At 45.1% G+C, this 15964-nt stretch carries 16 protein-coding genes; all 16 read right to left on the bottom strand.

The window, feature by feature from the left end:
* Positions 1 to 51: 51 nt before the first annotated feature.
* The 16 genes from pruA to OTK50_RS14335 all read right to left on the bottom strand — a co-directional run bounded on the left by pruA (position 52) and on the right by OTK50_RS14335 (position 15959).
* On the bottom strand, positions 52 to 1599 hold the full coding sequence (gene pruA, locus OTK50_RS14410) for an L-glutamate gamma-semialdehyde dehydrogenase (protein WP_224223894.1): 1548 nt from the start codon (positions 1597 to 1599) through the stop codon (positions 52 to 54).
* Positions 1600 to 1806: 207 nt separating this feature from the next.
* The gene (locus OTK50_RS14405; protein ID WP_007614496.1) at positions 1807 to 3093 is read right to left on the bottom strand and encodes a Glu/Leu/Phe/Val family dehydrogenase; all 1287 of its coding nucleotides are present in this window, start codon (positions 3091 to 3093) and stop codon (positions 1807 to 1809) included.
* Between the two features lie 231 nt (positions 3094 to 3324).
* Entirely contained in the window at positions 3325 to 4260 is a 936-nt protein-coding gene (locus OTK50_RS14400; RefSeq protein ID WP_082998236.1) for a sensor histidine kinase, read from the bottom strand.
* A gap of 1 nt (position 4261) precedes the next feature.
* Positions 4262 to 4960, bottom strand: a complete 699-nt coding sequence (locus tag OTK50_RS14395) for a response regulator transcription factor (protein ID WP_014419158.1) — start codon at positions 4958 to 4960, stop codon at positions 4262 to 4264.
* 191 nt (positions 4961 to 5151) lie between these two features.
* The gene (locus OTK50_RS14390) at positions 5152 to 5865 is read right to left on the bottom strand and encodes a DUF4097 family beta strand repeat-containing protein (protein ID WP_266121913.1); all 714 of its coding nucleotides are present in this window, start codon (positions 5863 to 5865) and stop codon (positions 5152 to 5154) included.
* A 121-nt stretch (positions 5866 to 5986) separates the two neighbouring features.
* Positions 5987 to 6691, bottom strand: a complete 705-nt coding sequence (locus tag OTK50_RS14385) for an ABC transporter permease (protein ID WP_266121912.1) — start codon at positions 6689 to 6691, stop codon at positions 5987 to 5989.
* Positions 6692 to 6755: 64 nt separating this feature from the next.
* Entirely contained in the window at positions 6756 to 7682 is a 927-nt protein-coding gene (locus tag OTK50_RS14380) for an ABC transporter ATP-binding protein (protein WP_088461961.1), read from the bottom strand.
* 347 nt (positions 7683 to 8029) lie between these two features.
* The gene (locus OTK50_RS14375) at positions 8030 to 8485 is read right to left on the bottom strand and encodes a dTDP-4-dehydrorhamnose 3,5-epimerase family protein (protein ID WP_033574365.1); all 456 of its coding nucleotides are present in this window, start codon (positions 8483 to 8485) and stop codon (positions 8030 to 8032) included.
* Positions 8482 to 9330, bottom strand: coding sequence for a dTDP-4-dehydrorhamnose reductase (gene rfbD / locus OTK50_RS14370; RefSeq protein ID WP_038460264.1), 849 nt, complete (start codon positions 9328 to 9330; stop codon positions 8482 to 8484). Before rfbD ends, OTK50_RS14375 begins: the two co-directional genes overlap by 4 nt.
* Positions 9331 to 9350: 20 nt before the next feature.
* Positions 9351 to 10298, bottom strand: a complete 948-nt coding sequence (rfbB, locus tag OTK50_RS14365; RefSeq protein ID WP_020957994.1) for a dTDP-glucose 4,6-dehydratase — start codon at positions 10296 to 10298, stop codon at positions 9351 to 9353.
* 2 nt (positions 10299 to 10300) lie between these two features.
* On the bottom strand, positions 10301 to 11038 hold the full coding sequence (locus OTK50_RS14360; RefSeq protein WP_003150981.1) for a sugar phosphate nucleotidyltransferase: 738 nt from the start codon (positions 11036 to 11038) through the stop codon (positions 10301 to 10303).
* A gap of 27 nt (positions 11039 to 11065) precedes the next feature.
* A complete protein-coding gene (locus tag OTK50_RS14355) occupies positions 11066 to 12070 on the bottom strand; it encodes a PseG/SpsG family protein (RefSeq protein ID WP_088461833.1) in 1005 nt (334 codons plus the stop codon).
* A gap of 1 nt (position 12071) precedes the next feature.
* Positions 12072 to 12812: a cytidylyltransferase domain-containing protein gene (locus tag OTK50_RS14350; RefSeq protein ID WP_170930480.1), complete on the bottom strand. Its 741-nt coding sequence runs from the start codon at positions 12810 to 12812 to the stop codon at positions 12072 to 12074.
* Complete coding sequence (locus OTK50_RS14345) at positions 12805 to 13926, bottom strand: N-acetylneuraminate synthase family protein (RefSeq protein WP_088461835.1); 1122 nt, start codon at positions 13924 to 13926, stop codon at positions 12805 to 12807. The genes OTK50_RS14350 and OTK50_RS14345 overlap by 8 nt, the downstream gene beginning before the upstream one ends.
* Complete coding sequence (locus OTK50_RS14340) at positions 13926 to 14789, bottom strand: GNAT family N-acetyltransferase (RefSeq protein WP_032875796.1); 864 nt, start codon at positions 14787 to 14789, stop codon at positions 13926 to 13928. The genes OTK50_RS14345 and OTK50_RS14340 overlap by 1 nt, the downstream gene beginning before the upstream one ends.
* Positions 14790 to 15959, bottom strand: coding sequence for a DegT/DnrJ/EryC1/StrS family aminotransferase (locus OTK50_RS14335; protein ID WP_088461836.1), 1170 nt, complete (start codon positions 15957 to 15959; stop codon positions 14790 to 14792).
* Positions 15960 to 15964 lie beyond the last annotated feature (5 nt).

The raw sequence follows: 15964 nt of genomic DNA, 5'->3' as shown, positions 1-15964 counted from the left end.
ATATAGAGAAAATAGCGCGACTCTCTTTTTCATCGCGCTATTTCCGAAAGATTAATAGGCTTCAGACGTTGTTTTTGCCTGCATATGAAGAATCAGATAGTCAGGACCTCCGGCTTTTGAATCGGTTCCTGACATATTGAAGCCGCCGAACGGCTGGTATCCGACAATCGCTCCCGTACAGCCGCGGTTGAAGTATAGATTCCCGACGTGAAAATCTTCGCGGGCGCGTTCAATGTGCGCGCGGGTTTTCGATAACAGAGCGCCCGTCAGTCCGTAATCGGTATTATTGGCAATCTCAAGCATATGGTCGAAATCACGGGCTTTTGAGATCGCGACGACCGGCCCGAAAATTTCCTCCTGCATCAGGCGGGCGTTTTCATCAACATCCGCAAAAATGGTCGGCTGAATAAAGTATCCTTTTGAATCATCACCTTCGCCTCCCGTCAGGAGTTTTCCTTCTGTTTTGCCGATTTCGATATAACTCATGACTTTATTATAAGATGCTTCGTGGATGACTGGCCCCATGTATGTATCAAAATCTTCCGGACTTCCGACGGTGAGTGATTTTGTTAAAGCGACGGCTTTTTCAACAACTTCATCATAGACGTCCTGATGAATGACCGCACGGGAACCGGCTGAACATTTTTGGCCTGAGAATCCGAAGGCGGAATACACGATTGAGGAAGCGGCAAGATCAAGATCAGCATCTCTGTCTACAAGCACCGTATCTTTCCCTCCCATTTCGGCGATGACCCGTTTCAGCCACTTTTGGCCCGGCTGTACTTTTGCGGCGCGTTCATAGATGCGGCATCCGACCGCGCGGGAGCCTGTAAACGACACAAATCTCGTCTTTGGATGCTCAACCAGATAGTCGCCGATTTCTCCTCCGTCGCCCGGTATGAATTGGAGTACGCCGTCCGGCAGGCCCGCTTCTTTCATCACTTCAACGAATTTCGCCGCCACGACAGGCGCCGCATCCGCCGGTTTCAGCAGTATCGTGTTGCCTGTTACGATGGCTGCCGCCGCCGTTCCCGCCATGATCGCAAGCGGGAAGTTGAATGGAGAAATGACGATTCCCACCCCAAGCGGCTCATAGTGATACTGATTATATTCTCCGTCACGGCTCTTTACAGGGGAACCGTCGTTCAGTTTCAGCATCTGACGGGCGTAATACTCTAAAAAGTCGATCGCTTCCGCCGTATCAGCATCCGCTTCCTTCCACGGTTTTCCCGCTTCTTTCACTAGATACGCGGAGAATTCGTGCTTTCTTCTGCGGATGATCGCCGCCGCTTTAAACAGCACATTCGCGCGGTGTTCCGGCCGTACTTTTTTCCATGTTTGAAATGCCTGCAGCGCAGCCTGCATGGCCTTTTCCGCAAGTTCTTTTCCGGCGGCCGATACAGAACCGATCACTTCTTTTTTATCTGCCGGATTGACGGAAATGATCTTTTTATCCGTTTCAATCGCTTCACCGTTGATGATAAGCGGATAATGCTTGCCGAGCTGTGAATTCACATAAGCCAGCGCTTCCTGAAACGATTGTTTATTTGTCTCTTCCTGAAAATTTGTAAATGGTTCGTGTGCGTATGAAACTGTCATTAGAATTCCTCCCCGTATTTTGTAATGTGTGCTCACGCTTTATGAAGATGCAAGAAGCATACCAGCATAGCAATTTGTGATAAAAATAAGAAAATCTTTGCCGAAAGCGGACGAAGCTTGTCCGAATCTGTCAGCTGCAATCTGAAAACGCAAAGAAATTTTGCGATCTGCTATATAACTGATGCAAAATCTCTTTGCGGATAACACTTATACCCAGCCGCGGAACCGGGCCGCTTCAGCCGACTTTCTGATGCCCGTCATATAGGCGGCCAAACGCATATCGACTTTGTGGGTATGCGCTGTCTGATAAATGGATTCAAACGAATTCACCATGACGCTGCGCAGTTTTCCGGCGACTTCCTCCTCAGACCAGTAAAAGCCTTGATTATTTTGCACCCATTCAAAATAAGACACCGTCACGCCGCCGGCGCTTGCCAAAATATCCGGCACGAGAAGCACGCCTCTTTCATTCAGGATTTTCGTGGCGTCTATCGTTGTCGGCCCGTTCGCCGCCTCCACAATGATTGAGGCTTTAATGTGATGGGCGTTTTCAGCCGTAATCTGATTGGAGATTGCGGCAGGCACGAGAATATCACAGTCCTTTTCCAGCAGCTCCCGGTTCGTTATGACATCCGAGAAGAGATTCGTCACCGTGCCGAAGCTGTCCCGCTTATCCAGCAGGTAATCAATGTCAAGGCCGTCAGGGTCATACAAAGCGCCGTGGGCGTCTGAGATGCCGATCACCTTGGCGCCGGCGTCATGCATAAATTTAGCGAGAAAGCTCCCCGCATTTCCGAACCCCTGAATGATGATCCGTGCATTTTCCAATGGAATCCCTTTTTTCTTAACGGCTTCCTCAATACAAATCGTGACACCTTGCGCGGTCGCTGTCTCCCGCCCATGTGAACCGCCGAGAACAATCGGTTTGCCCGTAATGAATCCCGGTGAATCAAATTCTCTCAGGCGGCTGTATTCGTCCATCATCCATGCCATAATCTGTGAGTTGGTATATACGTCAGGAGCCGGAATATCCTTTGTCGGACCGACGATCTGGCTGATCGCGCGCACATATCCGCGGCTCAGCCGTTCCAGCTCTCCGAATGACATCGTCCGCGGATCACAGATGATGCCGCCTTTTCCGCCCCCGTAAGGAAGATTTGTGATGCCGCATTTTAAAGTCATCCAGATGGAAAGCGCCTTGACCTCTTCTTCACTGACTTCCGGATGAAACCGCACGCCCCCTTTTGTCGGGCCGACTGCGTCATTATGCTGTGAGCGGTAGCCCGTGAAAACCTGTACTGAGCCATTGTCCATTTTGACAGGGATGCGGACGGTTAAAAGCCGCATCGGCTCTTTCATCAGTTCATACATATTGTCAGGATAGCCCAGTTTGCGCAGGGCTTCTTTTATGATCGATTGTGTTGACAAGAACAAATTAAGAACTTCTTTTTCTTCATCTTTCTGATTGCTTTTAGAAAGCGGGTTGGCTGACATGTTTTATCACCTCATCGTATTTTACGTGTAAGCTTCAATTACCGGCAGAACAAAATGTAAGCGCTTTTACACCAAAACCCATCAATCCCTTTCACATTGTCGTTACGCCCTTTTTATATGCAAGATTCATGCCAGCCTTTTGCGTATAAAAAAAAGAGACTGTTGTCAGCCTCTCAGATTAAAGAGAAAGGGGATTTGAAGCCGTATACAGAAGAAACCTTACTGCTTTTATTAAAATTTAATACGTCTTAAACGTACAGAAAACGTTGTTTCTTTGAAGGGGACACTATTTAGAGATATACTTCCTTCCATTTGCTCTACTAATCTCTTAGTAATCGTCAGCCCCAATCCGCTTCCCTGATAATTGGTATTTCTCGAGTCCTCCAATGTGTACATTCGTTCAAAGACACGGTCTTTATGCATTTCATTTATTCCTTTTCCTTTATCTGATATTTCTACAAAAACATCATTATCAGTTATTCTGATCTTTAAACCCACCATCTTACCATCGGAACCATATTGAATTGCATTCGTAATTAAATTATTCAGAACCCTCTCAATTGCCTCTTCATCTCCGCTAACAAAGACAGAATCATCGGGTATATCAATCACTACTTCAAATTCTTTGCTGATTAAAATTTCGTAGTAATCCAAAATTATTTTTCGGCTGACTTCACATATGTCAATTCGTGAAGAATTTAATTTTTTATCTCCTGACTCTAATTTTACAAGTTCAAAAAAACGGTTTATTAACGCTAATACCTCGACCGTTTTTAAATTAACTGTTTTTAGTAAACTCATAACCTTTTCCGAAGTCAGACTTTTATCGTTATTTATAATTTCAATATAACCTAGTATAACTGTTAAAGGCGTCTTTAAATCGTGTGAAATATTTGATAACATTTTTCGCATGGACAGTTCAATACTATTGCAGTTTCCTTTGATCTTTTGATTATGGTCTAAAAGACGGTTTATTTGAATTAACAAGGATTTTATATATTTATCTTCCGTGTTAAGCAATAATCTTTCGCCTGTCTCTTCATTAACAACTTTTCGAAGTTTATTTCTTATATATTTAATCTCAGTCCTTAGATTTAATCGGCTTCGGAAAAGAAATATATTTACTGCTGCAGAGCATATGAATAAAATAACCAACATATAAAACAATTTAAAAATCTCCCAACTTATAACCGATTCCCCACAACGTTTTTATGTACATTGGATGAGATGGATCGTCCTCAATTTTCTCTCTAAGCCGTCTAATATGAACATTAATTACATTCTCATCTCCATGATACTCATCTTCCCATACGGATTTATAAAGTTGAGACTTAGTATATACTTGTGAAGGATTAGAAATAAAGAGTTTTAAAATATTAAATTCTTTTGCCGTGAGATTAATCTTTTCATTGAATTTTTTAACAGAAAAGCCATGCAGGTCAACACTTAAATCACCTATTTTAATGATTTTTTCTTCCTTTGAAGACAGGGAGCTCTTATAGTGTCTTTCTCTTCTAATGGTTGCTTTAATTCTGGCTATTACCTCCAGCATAGAAAAAGGTTTAGAAATATAATCATCAGCCCCGAGACCGAGACCAAGTGCCTTATCTACATCTTCATCTTTTGCAGACATGATAAGAACGGGAACCATACTTTTGGAACGAATCATTCTTAAACATTCCATCCCATCTATCTTCGGAAGCATTAAATCCAACAATATAACCTCAAACTTTTGGGTGTTCAATATGTCTAAAGCTTCTTCACCATCAAAAGCTGCTGTTACTTCAAATCCTTCTTTCGTTAAGCTTTCGCTTACCATATCGCTTATGAATTGGTCGTCTTCTACAATTAATATTTTGTAACCCAAGCTTTCCGCTCCTTAAATATAAAACTGATATTCTTAATTCACTGTTTATTTCAATCATTATACAGATAATTAATCTCATTATAATTATTTTTTATACAAAAGGAGATAAATATTCCAAAACATTTTAAATACAAACAAATAAGACAACCATTCTTCAATAGCGGGAATTGTTGTCTTGTGTTTTTCTCTTTTTATCTCACCTTTATCGAACCATCTTCACTAGATAGACTTACTTTATTACTTCCCGCGCCAATTTCATCTTTTTTCAGTTTTACGCCATCATGGCTCTTATTAAGCCCATCTAGATCAAACGTTACATCAGAATTACTCTGAGCAAAAACAGCAAGTGAAGTTGGCGCTTTTTTATAAGATACACCTATATCTCCTGATTTCGTATTTACTGATAAAGATTTTCCTTCTGTTATGTCCTTGATTGAAACCGCTCCATCTTTAGAAGTAACCTTTACATTGGAACTATGTATTTCCTTCATCTCATTATCGCCGCTTGCAGATGTTATATTTAATTTCTCAAAAGAACTATTTTCAACGCTTAACGCCCCATCCTTGGATGAAAACTTTCCAGTATGAGCCGAAACATTATTGATTTTTTCATCACCGGAATGATTATCAACGACAATATTTTCAGCTGAAATTTCACTTAATTGTATATTCCCATCTTTATTGGTTATTTCAATATTGTTCATACCTGAATCGGGAACATTAATATAGATTGTGCCGCCCTGCTTCCCAAAAGTAAATCCATCCAAAAAGCCGCCATTCTTTTGTTCTTTTTGACTAACGACCAAATCCCCCCCATCTCCTTGAAATGTAACTGGAGCCTTATCTTTCTGCTTCCCCTCAGCAGATATTGTTGCCTTATTTGAATTACTCTTTTTAAACTTCACATCCCATGAGTCAGTATATACTTTGTATCTGTCTTATAAAGGCTTAAAACAATTCCGCCGATTACGATTAACACTGCACATGATGCTATAACCTTCTTCATTGTATAATTTCTCCTTTTATCTACAATAAATCTTCCTGATCCACCTTACGGTAAGAAAGATAACCCACTAAAAAACCAAATAAACAAAGTATAATTGGAATGATAATAAATTGACTTAAACTGACTGTTTCTCCTCCGTCGGAAACTGTTGCATTGATAAAGACCCCGATTATGACAGCCCAAGTGATTGTAGCAGAAGTTGATTTTTTTCTCATGCCGAAAAATAAAGGAATCAGACTCACTCCTCCCATCATAAAAGCGGTGAGAAGAGTCGATGGCATAGCGGAAATAACTTCACTCATTTCAACAGGCTTCTCGAATAAATATAAGTGCGGACTCACGAAGAGAATTAACAAGTTAATAACAAACGTAGCAATAACAATACTTACAAAGCAGAATAGGAAGACAATAGATAGTTTAGCTTGCATTAATTTTTTTCTTTGTAAAGGATAAGTAAACAGCAATTGTATTGTTTTATTTTTATATTCATCAATAACTAAACGGGATAAAATCACAGCAGAAAAACTAATAAACACAATTCTAATTAAAATATTAGTTAGAGATATAAAATCTGGATAATCACGAAACATAAGTTCATTTTCATTTTTAGATTCCCATCCCATAAAAGCCGCTAAGGCAAAGATGATGAATATCCAAAGTGCCACCCATTTAAAATACTGTGATAAGTGATGTTTTTTGTACTCTAATTTCATAAGTTTTAACATGCTAATAGCCTCCAGCAGAAGAATTTAAGACAATGCAAATAGGTGCATAACACAGACGGGCAATCTATTTAGTGTGTATTCCCTCCCCATTCATAGAATTTAAGAAGTATTCTTCTAAAGAACTGTGTTTTTTATTTATACTTTCTATACCAATGTCATTCAGAATAAGTGCTTTAGAAATTTCTTGTTGTGTAACTGCTGTTTCATAGATACGAATTAATTGTTGATCAATCATTTTAAAATTTCTTATCCCCAGATTTTGCTCTAAAATATATAACGCTTTTTTTATATTTTGGACTTTTACCTCTATATACTCTGTTTGTTTTCCGTTTATACTCTTCATAGAAACTTCTTTTATTAACTTGCCATTCTGTATGATACCAACAGTATCTGACATTTGTTCCATTTCGGCTAAAATGTGACTGGAGACTAATAATGTAATTCCATATTCTCTGCAAAGTAACTTAAAGAGATCCCTCAACTCTTTTATACCTATTGGATCCAGGCCATTAATCGGCTCGTCTAAAATGAGAAGTTCTGGTCTTGTAGAAATAGCTCTGGCTATTCCTAACCTTTGTTTCATTCCTAAAGAAAACTCTTTCACTTTTTTATTATCAATATTATGTAACTTTACAAGCTCGATAGCGTGGTCAATGGATTTTTTATCGTAATAGCCCATATATTCACAATGGAAATCTAAATTTTCTTTAGCAGTGAGGTTGTCATAAAAAATGGGGTATTCAATAATGGTGCCCATTCTTTTTAAAACTTCAAATGACGTATCTGTTAATTTCTCACCGAAAATTTCTATTTCACCACTTGTAGGCTTGATTAAATTTGTAATCATTTTCATAATGGTTGTTTTACCTGCACCATTGGGACCCAAGAATCCATAAATCTCCCCTTTTTTCACGTGCATATTAACCCCGGAAACAACTTCTTTTCCTTTAAATGTTTTTGTAAGCTGACTCGTTTTTAAGATGTATGTCATTCGCTTTCCCCTTTCCATATATACTCCTACTATATAAAGGAAAGTTCTCTTTTCTCTTAAGCAAATATTACTTTTTTCTTAAGATTTTTCTAATTAAATCCTATCCCCATTCTATAAATCATTTTTTGTTTTTTAGGATGCATGATGTCCATAGGAGAAGAAAGGGAAGATCTCTTAAATTTCAGGTCCCTAACTGACCGACATCTTCCAAGACATTTTTGATGAAATTGTCCTTCAGGCCAGCAATCATGATATAGTGGGCGGTCGTATCTTATTCACTGGCTCTACTCATATCAAAGTCAACAAAAACACAAAAACGAAGACATCCGCTGTCTTCGTCTTGTGCGCTATCGGTGAGCCGTCTGCCAGTCAAATCCGATGGTTTCATCATTCCACGGAATTCTTTTTTCGTCAGGCTGATCCGGATTGTAGGACATTGTAGTGAAATAAATAATGGTCAGCGGGGTTTCGCCCAGCACTCTGTACCCGTGTGCGACGCCTTTGGGAATGAGAAGGAGCATCGGATTGTCTTCTCCCATGTAGTAGACATCCGTTTCTCCCTTGGTTGCCGACTCTTCGCGAAGGTCATGGAGCACGACCTGGGCGTGGCCCGTCGGGAAAAACCACAGGTCATCCTGTTTCTCATGATAGTGAAACGCTTTAATGACGCCGGGATAGCTTTTGGACCAGGAAGCCTGCCCGAAACGCTCTAAGAGATGTTCATCGTCACGGACGAGTTCTGAGAAAAAACCCCGGTCATCGCTGTGTTTGATCAGCTTTTTGATTTTTACGCCTTCGATCACTTGCACTGTCCCTCCCCTTGTAAATAATCCTGCAGCGCTTCCCGCCAATGCCTCATGCCGAGCCCCTGCCGTTCAATCGACTCAAGACTCAACACCGAGTAAGCGGGGCGCGGCGTCTCGTTTCCGTATTCCTCCGTCGTGACGGGCAGCACGGAGGCGGTTCTGCCGCTTTCTTCAAAAATAGCCTTGGCGAATTCATACCAGCTGCACACTCCGCTGTTTGCGGCGTGGTATAAGCCCGGCGGCCTGTCAAACAGACCGATCACCGTTTCGGCTAAATCTTTTGTATACGTCGGCGCTCCGACTTGATCGTTAACGACACGCACCTGATCATGTGTATCCGCAAGTTTCAGCATCGTATTGACAAAGTTGTGCCCGCCGCTGCCGTACACCCACGATGTTCTGATAATGGTGTGGTTTTTTCCCGTTAACCGGATCAGTTCTTCGCCGAGTTTTTTGCTTTTTCCGTAAATCGTGCCCGGATCTGCGGGATCATCGGTCTGGTATGGCCGTGTTCCTTTGCCGCTGAAGACGTAATCGGTGCTGATGTGAATGAATTTCGCGCCGGTGTTTTCAGCCTCAAGCGCGGCATAATAAGCGCCGATTCCGTTTATTAAATACGCTTTGTCGAGCTCCGTTTCACATTTGTCAACGGAGGTGTATGCCGCCGTATTGACGACGATATCCGGCTTGTAATGGCTGAACGAGTGCCGCACCGAACGCTGGTCGGATATGTTCATCATCGCTTTTGTCAAGGCGATCACTTCATACCCTTCCCGCTTCAGCTGGCGGCATAACTCCCGCCCCAGCTGGCCGGCCGCTCCGGTTACTAATACCTTCGTCAATCGGATCCCCTTCTTTCCGATTAGTCTTGGCTGTCTGTATACCAGCGAATGGTTCTTCTCATTCCTTCTTCAAATGTGACGTCCTGCCGCCACCCCAGCTCATTTTTCAGCTTTGAAGCATTGATGGCGTAACGGCGGTCATGCCCTTTTCTGTCTTCGACATGAGCAAACCGTTCCTCGACACCGAGCTCCTTCATGATAAATGACGCAAGCTCTTTATTCGTCCGTTCATTTCCTCCGCCGATATTGTAAATGTCACCGAGTGTTCCTTTTTCCAGCACGAGCTTAATGGCGCGGCAATGATCTTCGGCAAACAGCCAGTCTCTGATCTGCATCCCGTCGCCGTACAGCGGAACCGGCGTGCCGTTTACGGCATGCCTGATAATGGTCGGAATCATTTTCTCATGATGCTGGTACGGCCCGTAATTGTTGCTGCATCTTGTAATAATGGCAGGAAGCTTATGGGTTCTCACATAAGACATGACGAGCAGGTCTGAGCTTGCCTTGCTGGCCGAATACGGATTGTTCGGAGAAAGCGGCGTCGTCTCTGTAAAAGCGGGATCATCCGGCGCCAAATCTCCGTACACCTCATCTGTGGAAATGTGAATCAGCCTGCCGGCTTTTCCCTGTAACACTGCGTCCGCCAGTCGGTATGTGCCCATTACATTTGTTGTGATGAACGGCTCTGCCTGATTTATGCTTCTGTCCACATGGGATTCAGCCGCAAAATGAATGACAGCGTCATACATTTGGGAAAAGACTTTGTCAATGTCCTCTTTTTTAGAAATGTCACCTTTGATAAAACGAAAACGGCCGTTCTTTTTTAAGGCTTCTATTTCAAGCGGCCTGCTTGCATACGTGAGATTATCCAGGACGGTAATCTGCGCATCTGTTTCTTTCAGCATCATCTTTGTGAAGGTAAGGCCGATAAATCCGGCGCCCCCTGTAATTAAATATGATTTTGGCATGATTAATGCTCCTGTCCTTTCTGTAATGCCTGATGCGCCAGGCTTCCGGCGAGGTAGAGCGATTCATGCGTGCCCGCATCCACCCACCAGCCCGTTAACACATCATACGTCAGCTCACTGTGTTCAATGTATAAATTATTGACATCCGTAATTTCCAGTTCGCCGCGTTTTGAAGGGGAAATTTGTTCAATATAAGAAAACACTTCTGCGTCGTACATGTAGATCCCTGTGACGCATAGTCTGGTCGGCGGCTGCTCCGGCTTTTCAATGATCGACTTGATCCGTTTGTTTTCCTCATCAATCTCGGCGATGCCGAAGCGCTCCGGATCGTCCACTTCTTTCAGCAGCACTTTTGCTCCTTTTCCCTGCTTTGCGAAACGCTCCGTATAAGGTTTTAATGAATCTTCAAAAATATTATCTCCCAAAAGCAGAACGAACGGATCGCGCCCGGTAAACCGCTTTGCGTATGATAAACCGTCGGAAATGCCGGATGCGGCTGGCTGAACCTGATATGTGATTGAGACGCCGAGCTCTTCTCCGGTTTCGAGAAGTTTATGAAATTGCGGAATATATTCTTTTTGCGTAATCAGCAAGATATCTGTAATCCCCGCTTCTTCCAGCTTCATGATCGACCAGTAAATCATCGGATATGGACCGACAGGGAGTAAATGCTTATTGACCGCTTTTGTCAGCGGCATAAGGCGTGAGCCGGTGCCTCCGGCTAAGATAACACCTTTCACATGAACACTTCCTTACGTGTGGTTTTATCACAAATCATAAAGAATCGCCGCCGCCCGTTTGATGCCCCTGCCGTCAACCAGCGGCTTTCCGTTTTGATGAAGTCCGGTCCGCAGCGGATAATCAGCGGCCATGTCAGACATATGCCGTGCGAGAACGTCCGCTGATATGCATTCACCAAGGCCGAGGTGAACGGCGGCCCCCCGTGCGGCGAATTTTTCCGCCGTCTCAGTTTGATGCTCCACTTGAGAAAGTACAATGCAGGGCACACCTGTACAAATGGTTTCATATAAAGTGATCCCGCCGGACACGACGGCCATATCAGCCCTCGAAAGAAGCGCGGCCATGTCATTTGTCTGCCTTACCATCTCGGCATACGGCATTTGTGTAAGATGCGCGCGCACGTTATCAGCATGAGGCGCGGCGCCGCCCATGACGATGATCACTCGTTTTCGCTGAATGACGGGGATGCGGCGGCATGCTTCCATCACTTTAAAGACAAGCTTCTTCGGGTCGCTTCCTCCTAATGAAACCAATATGGTCCGGCATTCTTTTCTCAGCTGATAAAGCTGTTTGGCTTTTTCAAAACCCGGATGAAGAATGATATATTCCGGGCCTTCATATACCGCGGCGCTGCCCATTTGAACCGTCCGGCTTTTCAGCCCTCCGTAAATGCCGTTTATAACGGCATCGCATAAATGAATGACATGTTCCCGTTTTTCTTCAAATAAGACGATGCGCGCCGATGAATGCTTTTTGATTTCCTCTAACCGGTCACACGGCATATCGAGCAGATCGAATATGAGAAGGTCAGGAGCCTGCCTGTTTATTTCCCGGACAATAAATTCCTTTTGTCCCTTGTCAGGCTTGATGATCACTTCCCATTGATCAGAAGACAGATAAGAAGAAGCCTCTTTATTTGTGTAGAACGTTATTGAGCAATTGTTCTTAATGGCACCGGCAAGCAGCTTCATCCGCACCGCGTGCCCCATGCCGATGTCACGGCCCCCGTCCGCGAAAATCAAAACCCGCATGCTAATCAGCCTCTTTTTGCTGGATCATTTGATTAATGGCCCTGAGCTCCGGGTCACGATTCAGCAGATGGATCAATTCTTTTGCCGGAATATCAGGACGCGAGCCCGCTTTTACGTACAGCTCGCGGGCCAGCCTGTAGTCCTCTTCTGTATCGACGGTCATCCGCAAGTGAGGAGCCCGGAGTTCCTGCGGGGGCTCAGGAAAGAGAAGCCGGTACCTCTCAGGAGATTCTCTTATCAAAAGGGTGACATGTTCCTGATATTTGTCCGCCAGCGTTTTGTCGGCATTGATCTCTGTTAAAAGGCGCGCGTTTACCGCCTCGCCGCCGATGCCGAGCGGTGTACCGCAAATATACGTGTAGTCTGCGTGCTGATCTAAATGCGATTGAATCAGAAAATCAAGCAGCGAAGGGTCGACAAACGGGTTATCCCCCGTCAGTCTGACTGCGATGTCCGGTTTTACTTGTTCGATGACTTGTGCAAACCGGTCAAGCACACACTGTTCGCTGCCGCGGTGCACACGGTAGTTCTTGCTGAGGCAGTGCGCAGACAGAATGTCGTCGGTCTTGCTGTCAGACGAGGCGACAATCAGATTATCCCGTGATTGATCATAATACGCGCTTTGCCGAACCCTTTTGACAATCATATCGAGGATCGTATACCCGCCGATCGGTTTCAGCACTTTGCCGGGAAGACGCCCGCTTCCCATCCGCGCCTGAATGATAAACAAAATGTCAGTCATCATATGGGCTGCCTTTCGTCAAAAGGTCATCCCAAGTGATGCCCGTGTCGGCGGGGATATCCCTGACCGCACGCGCGCCGTCAGTTAAAAGCTCAAAATATCTCGGGTGGAGCCCCTGCGGTTTTTGACCGGGACGAAGGACGGCAAGGTTTTCAGCCGTAAAATATTCGCCTTTTTGAATCGGCTCTGTTGAAAAAATGCCTCTGTAAGCGAACCTTCTGATATCTCCTTCAATCGGTGTCGTGGTTTTATGGGAGCTTCCCGACAGCACTTCCGGCACCGGAGCGTGATGCCCCTGCCGCAGCTCCGCTTCAACCGAGCGGATCGCCGCAACCATTTCTTTTAATTCATCCGGATTGAGGGCGAAGGAGTGATCAGCACCGGGCAGGTTTTTATCGATCGTAAAATGCTTTTCAATCAGTTTCGCTCCGAGCCTGACCGCCGCGCACGGCACATCATACGGATGGGCGCTGTGATCGGAGAAACCGATCACTGCATCCGGGAATGCGGCGGCAAGCATGGGAATGACGCTCAGATTGCTGTATTCAGGCGGCGCGGGATATTTCGCCACACAATGCATGATCGCAATTTCTGTGTTCCCCTCGCCGGTAATGGTTTGATAAGCCTCCTGAATATCTGAAATATCAGCGCCCGCGGTGGAAAAGACAATCGGTGTCTTCAGTCCTGCGACATATTTCAATAACGGCAGATGGTTCAGCTCGTAGGAGGCGATTTTAAAGGCTGAAGGCGAAGTCGCATACAGTAAGTCGGCAGAGCCTTCGTCACATACCGTGCTTAAAAACAGCACGCCTTTTTTCTTACAATATTCAAGCAGCGGTTCGATCCATTCGGCGGGCATTTCCATTGATTGCACCAAAGAAAAAATAGAGACGTTTTTTCCCGCAGCGGTTTTGTACAAGCCTGGGTCTTTCTGATACATTTTGTCAGCCTGAAACATTTGGAACTTGACCGCGTCCGCGCCGGCCTCACTGGCCGCATCTATCAATTCAAACGCCTGGCTCAGTTTTCCGTCATGATTAATTCCGGCTTCGGCGATGATGAATACGGGCGAACCTTCGCCGATTGACTTCGTTCCGATTTTGCATGATGCCATCAGTCCGCCTCCTTTCCGGGCCACACATGATAGTAGTAATAGGACGCATCCGCTTTAAATCCCATTCTTTCATACAGGCGGATGGCTCTTACATTGTGGAGCTGCGTTCCCGCTGATACAGTCTTATGCTGAAAGCGCAATGATTGTTCAATCACGTGCGCCGCTAAATGGAATCCCGCTCCTTTTCCTTCAAATCCCGGCTTTACCGCCATCAGATCAAGGACGAATTCATCGCCTTTAGACAGCCCCTGAACAAAGCCCACGGTCTCTCCCTTATATGTGGCGGCGAATTGTAACGAAGCTCTGCCTTCCGCGTTATTCCGCGCCCACTCTTCAAACAGGCGGTTTGCACTTTCATAGCTGAGATGGGGGTCTTGGTAATACCTGCTTTTTGTAAAGGCGTCGCGGGCCAGCCGGCTGATCGCTTCTGTGTCGCCGGGTCCGGCTTCTGTAATCTCAAACGGCGGCGTGCTGTTATATACACGCACCGGACTGACGAGCTTGAGCAGACTCCCTACAAAATAAGCGTTCGGAAGCTGCTGAACGACCTGCATCGCCCCGATATCTTCAGCCGGTATTTTAATAAATATAAAATCAGTGCCGGCCGCCCGCCTTGCCGCGTAAAATTCCTGAAACAGCCTTTTGAGCTGTCCGGTGCTGTTTGCGGCTGCAAGCTTCACATTGATGATATTTTTTCGGAACAATTGACTTTCCCACGAAGAGTTTTCATATAAAATCACGCCTTGAAGGCTGTTTTCTTCCAATAAACAGAGTGACGATTCATAGGCTTCCGGCTGGATGCCCTTCTGATGCAGGAAGGCATGAATCATGTCCTGCGCAAGATTTTCCCTCAGTCTGTACACCTAATCAGCCCCTTTGACGATATCCGTAACGGCTGCAATGACGTATTCAACGTCGTCATCTGTCATTGACGGATAAAGAGGGAGTGACACGGTGCGGTGATAATACGCTGCCGCGGCCGGAAAGTCAGTTTCCTTATACCCGTACGTTTTTTGATAATACGGATGGAACGGAACCGGAATAAAATGAACACTTGTGCCGATATTATATTGGTCTTTTAAAGCGGAAATCAGATCGTTCCGGCTGATCCCGGCCTCCTGCTCCTCTATTTGAAGAACATACAGATGCCATGCATGCCGCCCGTCATCACTGACATGCGGGATGGTCAGCCCTTTCATGTGTTTGAAGGCGTCCTGGTAGCGTCTCGCAATGTCGGCTCTTCTTTGCTGCATGCTGTCAATCCGTTTCAGCTGATGAAGCCCAAGCGCTGCCTGAAGATCAAACATATTCATTTTATAGCCGGGCGTTTCGACCTCGTAGTACCAGCTTCCGTTTGAAGAATAGCGGTTCCACGCGCCTTTGCTCATGCCGTGAAGGCTGAGCACCCTGATTTGATCGGCAAGCCCGTCATCGTCCGTCGTCAGCATGCCGCCTTCACCGGTTGCCAGGTTTTTTGTCGCGTAAAAGCTGAATGCCGTCGCATCACCGATTGATCCGATCATTTTCTGTTTATACGTGGTATACACGGCATGTGCGGCATCCTCTAAGACAAACAGCTGATGCTTTTCGGCGATGGCCAGAATCCGATCCATATCACATGACTGGCCGGCGAAATGAACGGGTACAATCGCTTTTGTCCGCGGGGTGACGGCCGCCTCAATTTTTTCAGGGTCCGCATTCAGCGTAAGCGGATCGATGTCAACAAACACCGGAACGGCGCCTGTGTGCACGATTGTATTGGCTGTTGAACTGAACGTCACGGCAGACGTGATGACCTCGTCGCCGGGACCGATCCCTTTCGCTTTCAGGGCCAAAAACAAAGCGGCGGTACATGAGTTCAGCGCGATCGCGTGCTTTGCTCCCGTCCAGGCAGCAAAGGCTTTTTCAAACGCCTCTACTTTCGGTCCCTTTGAAAGCCAGCCCGATTCAAGCGTATCAATAACCTCCTGAATTTCGTCCTTCCCGATCATGGGCAATGAATAGGGAAGAAAAGCTGATCTTTTTTGCACCATTTTCT

Origin of the sequence: Bacillus sp. NEAU-CP5, from assembly GCF_026420705.1 — a bacterium.
Lineage (GTDB): Bacteria > Bacillota > Bacilli > Bacillales > Bacillaceae > Bacillus > Bacillus velezensis.
Note: the sequence above shows the minus strand (reverse complement) of the source record. Positions and strands in the feature narration are given on the sequence as shown.